The sequence below is a fragment of the Xanthomonas sp. JL1 genome, assembly GCF_038405005.1.
Window position 1 is genome coordinate 1 of sequence record NZ_JBBYGR010000024.1, and the last position, 13,856, is coordinate 13,856.

General features: G+C 63.3%; 5 protein-coding genes and 1 pseudogene. 1 reads left to right on the forward strand and 5 read right to left on the reverse strand.

Features of this window, described 5'->3' with window-relative positions; all coding sequences use genetic code 11:
- The coding region (locus WJW29_RS05425) for a transposase (protein ID WP_181689904.1) at positions 1–382 on the forward strand (382 nt) is incomplete at its 5' end.
- A gap of 33 nt (positions 383–415) precedes the next feature.
- Here WJW29_RS05425 and WJW29_RS05430 read toward each other — a convergent pair.
- The 5 genes and pseudogenes from WJW29_RS05430 to WJW29_RS05450 form a co-directional block, all read right to left on the reverse strand.
- A pseudogene (locus WJW29_RS05430) lies at positions 416–1,339 on the reverse strand (TonB-dependent receptor plug domain-containing protein); the annotation flags it as partial.
- 496 nt (positions 1,340–1,835) lie between these two features.
- Positions 1,836–4,181 (reverse strand): S9 family peptidase, encoded by a 2,346-nt coding sequence (locus WJW29_RS05435; RefSeq protein WP_011259647.1) that lies wholly within the window; start codon positions 4,179–4,181, stop codon positions 1,836–1,838.
- A gap of 321 nt (positions 4,182–4,502) precedes the next feature.
- Positions 4,503–6,089: a family 43 glycosylhydrolase gene (locus tag WJW29_RS05440; RefSeq protein ID WP_033013184.1), complete on the reverse strand. Its 1,587-nt coding sequence runs from the start codon at positions 6,087–6,089 to the stop codon at positions 4,503–4,505.
- Positions 6,086–10,450: an Ig-like domain-containing protein gene (locus WJW29_RS05445; protein WP_011409002.1), complete on the reverse strand. Its 4,365-nt coding sequence runs from the start codon at positions 10,448–10,450 to the stop codon at positions 6,086–6,088. Before WJW29_RS05445 ends, WJW29_RS05440 begins: the two co-directional genes overlap by 4 nt.
- A 238-nt stretch (positions 10,451–10,688) precedes the next feature.
- Complete coding sequence (locus WJW29_RS05450; protein ID WP_041182199.1) at positions 10,689–13,505, reverse strand: TonB-dependent receptor; 2,817 nt, start codon at positions 13,503–13,505, stop codon at positions 10,689–10,691.
- Positions 13,506–13,856 lie beyond the last annotated feature (351 nt).

Sequence of the window (13,856 nt, forward strand, 5' to 3'; positions counted from 1 at the left end):
CAAGCGCATCTATCAGTCGGCCACGGCGGAAGAAGCGGCGGCGGAACTGGAGGCGCTGGACACGCAGTGGGGCGACAAATACCGTGCGGTGGTCCGCTTGTGGCGGGGCAACTGGGACAACATCATCCCGTTCTTGCAGTTCGTGCCGCAGATCCGCAAGGTGATCTACACCACCAATGCCATCGAATCGTTGAACATGGTCATGCGCAAGCTCACCCGCAACCGGCGTATTTTCCCCAACGACGATTCGGCGCTCAAATCGTTGTTTTTGGCCGTGCGCGAGGCATCGAAGAACTGGCGGTCCATCCATCACTGGAAACCGGCTCTGCAAAGCTTCCAGGTGATGTTCGGCGAAGAACGCGTGCCGATGAATGCGCTATGAAAAACCTGCTTACACAGTTGGCTTGACAGACCCGTAGTTGTAGGAGTCCGCGCTGGCGCTGTAACAGTGGAAATCGTTCGGGCCGGCGCGCCCGCTGACCCCGCTGCTGAGGGTGGCGCGCCCGCAGCCATTGGATGGCGCGAGCAGCTGAGATTGATCCGACCCGTCGTTGAAATTGACCGTGCCGGTGGGCGTGGCGGAGGAGCCCTGCTTCACCGGTTGGCCATTGGTCAGCGCGAGCGCATCCTTGGAGTCATGGCGCGCCGCTGCCGACACCGCATCGATGTTGTGATACGACAGGCTGCCGATCAGGCTGCCGCGCTCCCAGGTCTTGCCGGTGGTCAGCGTGAGGTTGCGTCGGTTGCCGTCGCCCTCACTGCTGGTGCCGACGTCGCTGCTGAACTGCACGCCATCGAAGCGCGAGCGCAGGATGAAGTTGACCACGCCGCCGATCGCATAGGAGCCGTAGACCGCAGAGGCGCCATCGCTGAGCACCTCGATGCGTTCGATCATGCTCGAAGGAATGGCATTGACGTCGTTGTAAGCCAGGCGAATGCCGTCAACCAGCACCAGCGTGCGTTTGTCGCCCAGGCCACGCAGCGAGATGGCCGAAGCCCAGGTACCGCCGCCGTTGTTGGTATACGGGTTGGTGGCGTTGCCGGCGATGGATGGCAATTCCTGCAACAAATCGCCCACGGTCGCCTTGCCGGTGGCGGCGATCTGTTGCTGGCTGACGATGACCACAGGGTTGGCAGTTTCGGTATCCACGCGGCGCAAGCGCGAGCCGGTGACCACCACGCTGCCCAGCGTCTGCGTTGCATCGCCACCGGTGGCCTGTTGCGCAGACACCGGCGCTGCCGCACCTGCCGACAGCGCCAGCAACAACGCGGTGGCGAGCCTGCTCGGTAACGGCTGCGTGGTCGTGCCGGTGGTGCGGGAGAACGGCAACATCGGCATGCAGTGCTCCTGCGTGGTATGACAGACAAAACGATGGGCAACACACGCCCGTGCCGGCATACAGCGGCGCAGGTCGACCTAGATGGCGAGGCATGCTGCAGCCAACCACGGGCCGCGGCCGTGGTGCAGACACGCAGACAACCTGCGACACAGGCGACCGAACGGCCGCGCAGCAATGCCTGTTGTCGGAAAGGAAGTGGGTTTCGCACTGGATGCGCCCGTGCGCTCCAGTTTCAGCAGTTGGTCACAATGTGCCTGTGCGTAGACGCTGCGTCTTGTCGCATTTGGCGACAGCGCATGCGGAAAACAGCATGTTTTGCAACTGAACGATCATGCGTTGTGGTGTGACCGCGCTTGCGCCCGCACGCATGCGCACTGCTGTGCGGCGACTGGGGTGCAGATGAAGATGACGAGAACCGGCACGCAGGCCGGGCATCGTGCTCGATGCGTTGCGCATGCGATCAAATCAAAGCACGCGAGCCGCGACGCGCGCGCATCACGGCGACGCTGCGACCGGTGCTGCTGCGGTGCGATTCCACTCCGGCGTTGGCGCTTGCTGCATCCAGCGCAGGAAGAAATCCAGCACACGGCGTTTGCCGTAGACGCCGCCGGCACCGTGATCACCGCCGGGCACGACCAGCAGATCGAAATCCTTGCCGGCCTTGATCAAGCGGTCGGCCACCTGGAAGGTGCTGGCAGGGTCGACATTCATATCCATGTCGCCGGTAACCAGCAACAGATGCCCCTGCAGACGTGCGGCGTGCTCCACGTTCGACGATTCGGCGTACCACGGGCCTACCGGCCAGCCCATCCACTGCTCGTTCCACCAGATCTTGTCCATGCGGTTGTCGTGACAACCGGAATTGGCCACGCCCGCCACATAGAACTCCGGATGAAACAGCAGCGCCCCCAGTGCGTTCTGACCGCCTGCCGAGGTGCCGTACACACCGACACCGCCGTGGATGTCATACCACGGGTAGTGCGCGGCAGCAGCTTTGTGCCAGACGATCCGGTCCGGCAACCCTGCGTCCTTGAGATTGCGCCAGGCCACATCGTGGAAGGCGCGCGATCGGTTGTTGGTGCCCATGCCATCGATGGATGCCACCGCAAAACCCAGCCCGGTGAGCGATGGTGTGGCGGTGCTGAAACTCTTGGGGACGAATGAGCCCTGCGGACCGGCATAGATGTCTTCAATGACGCGGTAGTGCTGCTGCGGATCGAGCTGCAGCGGGCGATAGATGACGCCCCAGATGTCGGTCTTGCCATCGCGCCCGGTGGTATGGAACGGCAGCGGCGCCTGCCACCCTGCCGCCAGCAGGCGGCTCAGGTCGGTGCGCTCCACGGTGCGTGCCAGGCTGCCATCTGCGCTGCGCCGCAGCTCCAGTACCGGGCCCAGATCCACCCGCGAGTACAGGTCCAGCATCCACTTTCCATCCGGCGAATAGCGCACCTCATGATCGGCAGCAACCGGCGTCAGTGCGGTGAGCCCGCTGCCGTCCAGGCCGATGCGATAGGCGTGGCGGTCATAGGGGTCTTCGCCGGGCTGCATGCCGGAGGCAGTGAAGTACACCTGCCCTGCGGCTTCGTCGATGCGATCGAGCTTGCGCACTACCCAGTCGCCACGGGTGATCTGGCGGATCACCTCGCCGCTGCGGCCGTCGTACAGATACAGATGCTCCCAGCCATCGCGCTCGGATGCCCACACGATCTGCGCGCCATCGTCCAGATCCTGGCGTGCGTGCTTACCGCCGTTTTCATGCACGCCACTGAGCTCGGAGTATTCGATAAACGTAGGCGAAGTTTCTTCGATCAGCGTGCGCGCGGCGGCGGTGCGTGCATCGACTTCAATCACCCGGTACAGCTGGTGGCCGCGTGCGTTGTATTCGAAGGTGAGCCCGCGACTGTCCTTCCACCAGACCATCTCGCTCAAGGTGAAGGCATTGGGCAGCAGGGTCATCGCTACCGAATACGCTGCGTGCGTGGCGACGTCGAACAACACCGGCTGCATCACCGGCAACGCATCGCCCGGCTTGGGGTAGACCTGCTGATGCAATTTCGGCTGCACCTGATCGGCCGGCGCCGATTCGATGTAATACACCATGCGCGGCGGTGGCGCCTTGACCCGATACGCCGCCAGATGCTGCGAATCCGGCGACCACACCACGCTGTCGAGCGCGTAGTAATCCTCTGCACTGCCATCATGGCTGAGCACGCTGCGCTCGTTACTTCCGACAGGCGCGATGATCAGATTGGCCCGTTCCACCCAGGCGCGCCAGCGACCATCCGGCGACACGATGGCCTGGCGTTCGCCCTGCTTGAGCGGCAGGCGCATGTCCATCGATTCGGCCGGCACATCGCGTTCGGGCAACTGTGCGCAGCGATCGCGCAGCAGATCGCATTGCCAGCCCAGCTTCGCCAACTGGAAGCTCAGGCGCTGCTGTTTCAGGACGGGCTTCTCCAGCTGCAGGCGCCCTGCATCGACCGCCTTGGCACCGGCTTGCGTCAAGGCTGCGGCCAGCCGCGCGTGATCGAAGGCCAATGTGTTGCGGCCGCTGGCGGCTTCCACCAAGCGGTATTCGATCGCCGGCAGCTGGTTGCTGCGTGCCACTTCACGCCGATACAGAAAATGCCCGGCATCCACCCACACCGGTGCCGTGGGCTGCCGGTCCACCAGCGAGGCGTAATGATCGGACAAACCCATTGCCTGCGCGTACTGCGCTGGCGTGGGCGCTGCCAGCGGCGCTGCAGTCGCTGACAGGAGCGGCATGAGTGCGAGAGACAAGCACCACGCTGCGATGGTGGGTAAGCGCATGGCGGGGATATGTGGCACCTGCGACCTCATGGAAAGTGTGGAACACAGCTTGGCGTTGAGGGACGATGGCCGAGCCCCTGGCTGCAATGGCTGCGGCAGACACACTCGATGCATGTTGCGGCGGGTCGCCAGGCAGCGCTGGTGCGCTGACTATCTGCATCCGGAGCCTCTGCTGGCTATGTGGCGTGAAGCGCATAAGCACGCCTGAACACCCGGTGCGCGTTCGCGAAGCACGTGCGTGCGCGCGTGCGGCATCTGAGCCCCAAAACGTCATATACCGCCAGTGCACTCCGATGCCTACGCGCCCTCAGCAACCGTTCGACTGCCGCAGCTGACGCTTTGGCAGCTGCTTCACGGCGCATCGCAACGCTTGCTGTCGGCGGCAGTGGCATGTGGCACGCGTTGTGGCTGCGGTGCCAACACTTCCCACTCCTGCACCGCCAGCGCAGCGTAGCTGGACGCGTTGCCAGAGGCATCCATCACAACACGCACGCAGCGCGTCGTCACCGGCGCGAACGACACCGCTTCATCGTGATCGATGCGCGTGCCATAGCCATCGCTCGGCTGCACCGGCTGCCATCGCCCAGCGTGCCGGTACTCCAGATGCCAGCGCGCTGGCGGCGCCACGCCGACGTCGGCACCTGCAGGGTGGTCGGCCCAGAACACGATGCGCGTGCGATCCAGGGTGATCGGTTGCGCCCAGCTGTATTGCAGCCATTGCTGCGGTGGATTGTTCTCCGTCCAGCTGCCCCACATCTCCGGCGGCAATGGATTGGCTTTGACGATGCCGTCGTTGAGCGCGGCGATCCAGTACTGCACCGGGATATCGGGCCCATTGGACGCGGTTGCGTAGGCCGACGGCGCTTGATTGCGTTTGGGCGGCACCGGCGGCATGGGGCGCCGCGTCGGCACGACGGTGCGGATGCTGGCCGGTTGAGTGCTGTCGTCCCATTCCAGCCGGTCGATCGCCACGCTGCGGCGGAAATGCCCGCCGCCCTGCGCGTCGGCGGTGTGATACACCAGATACCACTGCCGTTGAAATTCGACGATGCCCGGATGCGAGGTAGTCGAGGACACCGGCGGTAATACGATGCCGCGATACGTCCACGGGCCAAGCGGTGTTGGCGCGCTCGCATAGGCGATGCACGCGTGATACAGCGTGGGCGTGCATGGTGAAAGACGACCGGCGTTGTTAGCCGCGTACGCCAGGTAGTAGGTGCCGTTGCGCTTGAACAGCCAGGGCGCTTCAAAATAGCCATCCAGCGTGTCAACGAGAACAGGCCTTCCCTTGAAGGACACCATGTCGTGCTGCAGCTCCACGCCATACAGCGCGCCGAAGGTGCCCCAATACAGATACACCCTTCCGTCGTCGTCGACCATCACGGTCGGGTCGATGTTCTGAATGTCGTTGCGGCCCGGCACCGACTGTGAGACCACCGGACCTTGCGGGTGTGCATCGGCCCACGGGCCAAGTGGGCTATCGGCCACGGCCACGCCGATCGCGAAAGGATCGGCGTTGGGCGAATCGCGCTGCTGCACTGGCGCATACAGGTAGTAACGCCCATCTGGGCCTTGCACGATCTGGGACGCGTAGGCATGACCCTTGTCTGCCCAGGCAAAGACTTGCTGGGGCCGCAGCACATCGCGGTAGTGGGTCCATTCACCGCTAGCCGGATCGCTGCTGACGAACAGTTGCCAGCCAGGCATGACGAACGCGTTGAGATTGGGAGCAGCGGTATCGCGGCCGGCAATGATGTACAGCTTGCCATCGGCCACCAGTGGCGCGGGGTCGGCGGAATATTCGCTGCCGTCGGCAAGGATGGGATTGCCGGGTGCGTGCAGCTGCGTTCCCTGCGGCGGCTGCACGGCACAGGCCGGAGCGCTGGCCAGCGACAACCCGCAGGCCAGTACGACCACGCGGGAGAACAGACGCATCATGGTGCAGCCGCCTGGATCTGCAATACCAGCGGCACCGAGACTTTCCCGGCGGGTGCACGCCCTTGCGCAGTGCCGGTGAGCTGGATCTCGCCAGGCTGTGCGTAGCGCGCGGCTTCCAGCGTGGGCCATTGCACCGGCAAGCGTTCACGCGAACCGTCGTTGTATTGCACCGTGACAAAACCCGGTAGCGTCGGTGCATGCCCGACCACCGCAGTCACCGTCGGCAATGGCTGCACGGTATTGATCTGCCCGGGCGGCGTTGCGCGTACCCAGATGGTGGCCTTGACGGGAATCGCGCCTTCCACCAAGCCTTGCAGTTCCACCGCCCCTTCGTGGCCCAGGCGGCTGGCGGCCAGATCGGACCACTGCACCGCCACCGGCAGCACGCTGCCATCGGCAAAGAATGCGGTGATCTCCTGTGGCAGCGACGGCGTCTGCCCGGGAGCAGTGCGCAGATCGATCGCCTCCATCTGCTTGGGCAGCTCAGACAGTGCCTGCCATTCGTCTACGCCAATGGCGGCGTGCCCGTCGGACGTGGTCTGAGTCGTTAACACCACGCGCAGTCCGTTGGTCACCACCGGCGCAAAGCTGGCGGTGCTTGCGGCGCCGGTTGCCGCCGCGGCAATCGGGTACCCGCTCTTGCTGACGATGTCCTGCCAACGTCCGTCCTGCAGCATCTGCAACTTCCAGCTGGCAGGCGCGGCCACCCCACCGTTGGGCTGGTCGTTCCACAGATAGAGCGCACTGGACGACAGCCGCACAGGTCGTGGCCACTGATACTGCAACCACACTGTTGCCGGCTGGTCGAGCCCGTAACTGCCCCAGCGCAGGCTGCCACTGGGAAAACTGCCTGCCTTTGGGATAAACCCATCGTTCAAGGCCTGCACGCGGTACTGCATGCCTGTGAGTTGCGCACTGACACTGGCCATGGCCTGCAACGGGATGCTCTGTAGCGGGCGAGAGGCCGGGGCGTTGACCTGCACGTCGGCATGCCCCATCAGCGCCCCGTCGTTGGCAACCAGACGCAAGGTGTACTGCCCGGCACGGGTGAAACGCACCGACGTCTGCAGCGCAGCGGCATCGGCAAACACCGCATCGCCGCCTTCCGGTGCCTGCTGCACACGCCAGTGCACCTGCAGCGAGCCATTGGGCAAGCCGTCATCGCCGACGCGTGCCTGCACCACCACCGCACCATCGGCACCGAGAGTGTCCAACTGCCACGCCTGCACCTGCGGCGGCGTGTTGCCCGCGAACGCCGGCGCCGGCAAGCCGCTGTCGAACACCTGGATTTCCTTGATGCCCGTGCGCGCCGTGCCGGCATGGGTCACCACCACGCGTAGCGCTGCGGTCTGGATTGCGGGAAAGCGCACCCGATTGCGATTGCCTTCAGCCATCGTGGCATCGCGCACCTGCCCGGGAATGGTCTTCCACGCCCCGCTGCCGTCCTGATATTGCACGGCGTAGACCCACGGTGCTGCGTAGCCAGGCTGCGTTCCGGACGGAAAGCCGTTCTGATCGCCGCCCGGCGAGGAGCTGCGATAGAAGTACAGCACCACCTGATCCAGCGTCCGCATGCCGCCCAGGTCCAGTGCGATCCAGTCGCTGGCGGACGGCGAGCCTGCGGTGCCCCAGAACGGCGTACTGGCGGTACTGCCGTCCACCGCAGCCGTTGCTGGCAAACCAGCAGCAGCAAAACTGGCGCTGACACGCGCGCCCTGCGCCAGGTTGCGGCTACGCGCTGGTGGCAGGGTCACATCCACACCGGCCTTGGCCAGGATCTGCGCGATCCGCGTGCCGGCGGCGAACGACACCTGCGTCATCGAGGCCACTGCAGCAGGATGGGCTTGGAGCACTTGCGCGGCACCATTGCGATTGACCGCATCCGGCGCTGGGCTCACCTGCCCGCTGGCCGGGTCGTAGATCACGTGTGCCAGCCGATCCACGCGAAACGCCAAGCGGCCATCCAGATAGACGCTATAGCCCTTGGGGATCCGTCCGCCGTAGTGGCTGCCATCGCGATCCCAGGCGATGCTCAGATTGCGGTCGCGATAGCGCAGATTGTCAGCGGCGAAATGATCCCAGCCGATATCGATAGGATACAGCTCGATCTTGCCGTCGCTGCGCGGGCGAAAGCCCATCGCATCCTCGATCATGGTGAAGTTGGTCGCGCCCAGCTGGGTATGGTGGATCCACGAGCGGTAGCCGATCTTGCCGCCGTTCCTGGCACTGCCCTTGGCCCAGAATTCGTTCTGGTCCGGATAGCGGTTGTCGCCATTGATAAAGGGCGCCCACGCGTTCCAGTACAGCAATTTGCGATAGCTCTGCGCGTTCAAATATGGGCTGGGATAATCGCGCAAGGCCGAGCCCAACAGGCGAAACGCCACGGTTGCATTGATGGTGGAAAAATTATTGCTGCCCACATCGGTGCCGCTGCCGCGCGCCTGCATGTCCACCTGGTTGGCGGTGTAGAACGGAAACAACGGGTATTGCGCTGCGTCGGCGAACAGCCGCAATGCGCGCACATACTTGGGGTCGTAGTCGCTATCGCCGTGCTTGGGCATCAAGCCCACGCTGAAGGGATAGTAGTTGTTGGTTTCCTTCCAATCGACCGCTAGCCGCGGACCGTCGGCCTGGCGATGCTTGAGCAGATCGCCATAGAGCCCGACCGAATCGGGCGTGTCGCTGTGATCCTGCCATAACACCTCAAGCGTGGCCTTGCGGATGCGGCGCGCGGTGGCCTGCATGCGCTGCGCAGTGGCGGTATCGCCTGCGAGCACCGCGGCCTGCGCTGCCGCCTGCGCATTGGCATAGACATAGGCGCTCTCGGTGCGGTCCATGCGGATCTGGCCGTGTTGAGCGGCCCAATCGAACGACACCGCATCGGCGTCGTTACCGGTCATCGCTGCCCAGTCGTATTCGATCAAGCCGTTGTGATTGAGATCGTAGGCGGCCAACACACCATCCACGTCACCGCTGCCATAGCGTGCCAACTTGCCCACCAGCGCCGCCGGCCCCCCGTGGATCTGCATCGACCGCCATGCGGCGGCCGTGATGTATTGCGCGTAGGAATTGGACCAGTTCTCCGGCGAGCCCGGGTTGTCGGTGTACTTGCCGCCGCCCGCGGTTTCGCCCGCGCTGAGCCAGGTGCCATAGGCGTACAGCGGATTGCGCAGGTACTTCAGATCGTCCAGGAACATCCCGGCCGTCAGCACGATGGCATTGTCGTAGCCGAGCACGCCCTCGATGGCGACCGGAAACTGATAGTCGTTGCCGGGGACGTTGGCATCGAGAAAGTTGAAGCGCAGTACCCACCAACGGTAGAACAGGCTCTTGCTGATGTTCTCGTCAGGCGTGTCCAGGTACGGCAGGTTGTCCACCCACCAGTGGTTGTAGCTGGCCACATGCTGCTGGTAGGCCTGCTGCGGCGTTTGCGAGGCAATGCGCGTGTACTCGGCGCGCGCTTCGGGTAACTCGCGGGTCAGCATGCCAAGCTGCAACTTGATTGCCGCGGTTTCGCCGCTGGCGGGAATGTCCACCTCGCGAACCAGGCGTTGCCCCTCGACATGGAATCCATCGCCGGATAAACGCGGAAATACCGTCGTGATGTGGTTGTAGGCGTCGAATGCGCCGGTCAGCTCCTTGCCATCGGCATGCTGGGCAATCGGGGAGACTGCTTGTAGGGATACCGTGTGCGCCCCGCCATCCAGACTGGACAGCACGACACTGGCCACCGCCACGTTCTGTTCGGTGATGTACTTGACCAGCCGCATGCGCACGCCTGCGCCGGCATCTTCGAACACCGTCGTGAAATAACTCGGTGTCTGCCGCCGCTGCAGCGAACGCTCCTTCCATTGAACATGACGCTTGCCCAGCGTGGTGTAGATGTGGAACAACGCGTCGTAATCGGTGGAATGCCAATACGCCACCTGCCCGACGAATCCCGGCGCATCAGGCGCGTGATACGTCAGATACGCAGCGCGACCACGGGTAAACAGCCAGTCGTTGCGATCGTCGAAGCCACCGCCGGTTCCCTCGCGCGCCAGCATGCGGTCGATCCAGAAATCATTGCCCGGCGCCTGACCTGCGCCATGCGCAACATCGGCAGCGTAGATCCGTGCCAGTTGCCCGCCCGGCGCAAACGGCACCGCGCTGTCGGGTATCGGGTGGTCCAGGCCACGGAACAGCGGCTCGCCGATCATCGCGTTGGGCTGGGCGACCGGCGCTTCCTGTGCGACCGCAAGTGACCAGCCAAGCATGATGCATGTCCACAACAGCGCAGCAGCGCCGGTGCGCCGGGTCAAGCGCAACCAGCGCCGGTGCCGGTGCCGAGCCCAAAACGACGTCCAGCGTAACTCCCTCATGCATCCATCCCATTAGCGTGCAAGACAGCGCGATCGATGCGGCGGCTGGCGCGCATCGACGATAGACAACGGCGGTACTGCCCGCTGCATGGCACCCCATGTAACGCAGCGCTACTCACCATAGTTGTTTACGCTGTGAGCACATAGCTCAACACGAAGTAAAGCGACGCAAAGCGAACATCTCCGCGTGCCGTCGACATCCGCACGCCGACTGCTCGCTCTGTTTTGTCAGCCGCGTCTAAAACTCCACTCGCAGGCGGCTCCAGAAATACCGCCCCAGGGTGTCGTAAGTGCTCGCTTCGGTATTGGCCGCATTGGAGTACCTGTAGAACCGTGGTGGCTTACGGTCGCCCAGATTGTCGACACCTACGGCAAGCGTGCTATGCAGCGATGCAATCTTCCGGCTCAGCGAAGCGTCGTGATACACCACCGAGCCGATCCGGAAATAGGCGCAACTGCCATCGGCATTGGTGTCGGCGCAAAAATTCTCATACTGGCTGCCGTTGACGGTACGGCCCAAGTAACGTGTGTTCCAGCTCGCATGCCACGGGCCTTTGTCCCATGCCAGATTGGCGACTGCGCGCCAGCGTGGCATGTTGCCCCAGCTGGAATTTTCGCCAACGTAGTTATGCGCATCGCCCGCAAAGCGATAGCTGGAAAAGAACGTGGCATCCACCTCCGCCGCAAACGCGCCCCAAGCGGTATTGGCCAGCGTGTAATGGATGCCTGCATCGTAGCCGCGAGTATCGACCTTCCCACTGTTGTACGCGAACGGCACCGACACGCGCGTCAGTTGGCCTGCGGTATCGCGTTGAATCAGTGGGCAAAACGCAGATTCACTGCCGTCGAAGCAATCATTGACCACTTGTTGCACGCCGACACCGCTCAGCATGTCGTCCAGCACGACTCGCCAGCTATCCACATTGAGCGATAACCCACGCACCCGATCCGGGTCATAGACCAACCCGACATTGTAGGAGCGGCCACGCTCCGGCTTGAGCTTGAATCCCACATTGTTGGCGCCGGAGGTAACCACATTGAACTGTGCGGTATTGGTGAAGCTGCCATCGTTGGGCACGTTCGCGCAGGCCGGGTTTGGCGCACCGGTGAAGCCCGTACACGGGTCCTGAAAATCGGCGGTAGTGTCGAACACAGTGTTGTAGGGCGAGCCATACAAATCGCCCAACGCCGGCGCACGGAAGACCTGCGAGCCGGTGGCGCGTACCAATAGATTCGCAATCGGCCGCCATTCGATCGCGACTTTGCTGTTGGTGGTGTTGCCCCAAGCGTCGTACGTGGAATACCGCGAGCCGAGATTCAGATTCAAGACCTCAGCAAACGGCACGTCCTTCAGCAGCGGCACCAGCAGTTCTGCATAGGCCTCTCTTACCGCCTCGTCGCGCCCCTGTTTGAGGATGCAGCCGTCGTTGTAGTCGCAATTGCCGTCGGCATCGGCGGCGGCCACATCACTCGTCGTGCCCTGTACGAACTTGTTGGTGCGATACACCAGGCCGACCGCGGCCTGCACCGCGCCGGCTGGCAGTTTAAACAGGTCGCCGTTGGCGCTGATCTCGACAAAACGCATCTGGCTCTTGTCGATCAGATCCACCGCCAGCTGGGTGCCTCGCAATGCGGCGATGGTGGCCGGATCATTGGGATTGAAGACGTTGATCGGCGTGCAGCCGGCAATCACCGCCCCGGGCGCGCCGCACTTGACCACTCCATCGTTGTCCAGGAACGACGCGCCAACCGCATTGTTCAATTTGGATGTCACCGAGAACCCGTTACGTACCAAGGTGTCCTTGTAGTTCGCATAGCCGGCGGCCGCATCCCACTGCCAGCTGCTATCGGCAAGGCGCCCACGCAGGCCGGCAACGATATTGGTCTGGAACATGGTGGAGGTGTAGACGCGGGTATTGGCCTGCGGGGAACGCACATAGTAGGCGTCCAGTTGATCGCCGAACGGGTTGTAGTAGTTGTTCACCGCGTCCTGCATTTCCAGGTCGTAAGCATCCAGCCGCGAGACCGTCTTGCTGCGCGTCCAGAAGACATCCACATAAGCCTGCACCGCCTGGGTCACGTCGAAACTGCCGTGCAGCGAAGCGTTGGTCCGCTGGATTGGGGTAATCAGATACTGCGTGTCGTAGACGTTGTAGCTGTCGGTGGCGCGATTGTAGGGGCGGAAGGCATCTTCGCCGACCGGTCCCGGCGCGACGCCACCCACCGGTGTCAGCACGCGCCCGTCGGTCAGGAAGGCTCGGGTGTTGGCGCCGCGGATCTCGCCGACCTGTCCGTCGAGATATTTCACCGCCTTGGCCGCATAACTGCGGTCGCGATTGAACACCGGGTTCATCGAGTTGCGACTAAGCCCCAGGATCAGACCGCCGCGGTCCCAGGTCTTGCCCCATTCCAGCCCGAGCGTGCGCCGATTGGCATCGCCATGCGAGCTTTGCGCGTAGTCCACGGTGGCAGCAAAACCGTCGTACCTGTCCTTGAGAATGACATTGACCACGCCGCCGATTGCATCGGAGCCGTACACCGACGAGGCGCCGTCGGTGAGCACTTCCACCCGCTCCACCATCGCTGCGGGGATGGCGTTGACGTCCACGCCAGGTGCTGATGCCACGCTGCTGGCAGGCCCCGCCATGCGATGGCCGTTGACAAGCACCAGCGTGCGCTCTGGTCCGAGATTGCGTAGCGACACCAGCGCGCGGCCATGACTGAAGTTGGAATTGAGCGCAGGCCCGGTCTGGAAGCCGGCCATCATCGGCAAGCGCTGCAGCAGTTGCCCCAGCGTGCTCTGCCCGCTGTCTTCGATACGCTGGCGGTCGATCACCACCACCGGACTGGCGGTTTCGGCATCGACGCGGCGCAAATGGGTGCCGGTGACGTTGACCTGATCCAACGTTTGAGTGGCATCGTCTGCGTCATCGCTGCGCTGCTGCGCGGCAGCTGGCATCGCGGTGACTGCCAGCGCGAACATCAGCGCTGTAGCGAGCGTAGTGCTCTGTAAGGCAAGTCGTTGGGCAAGAACAACAGTGCGGCTGGGCGACATCGGAAATCCTTGTGCTGACACAGGGAACGGCCCACCTTCATGCGCAACCGCGCACGGCCAAGCCGCGCCGGAACAGCGGACAGATGGGAGATCGATCACGACAGCGACTGCATCGACCTGTCGGTTCAACGACAGGTGTCGACGAATGCAAGGACGGCAACTGCAACGGCACCGCTCTCCCCTGAGAGCGCATGCCGCAAGATTTTTTTAACGTAACCTAGCATAAATGCGTTACGTTAAAAAAATCTTGCGGCAACACCGCCGCGCCGTCTTGACGAATTTAGTCGAAACGCATGCGGAAAATCGCGTACTTTTGCCTGCTTCCGGGTATGCCTGCATTGCCTGAGCAGT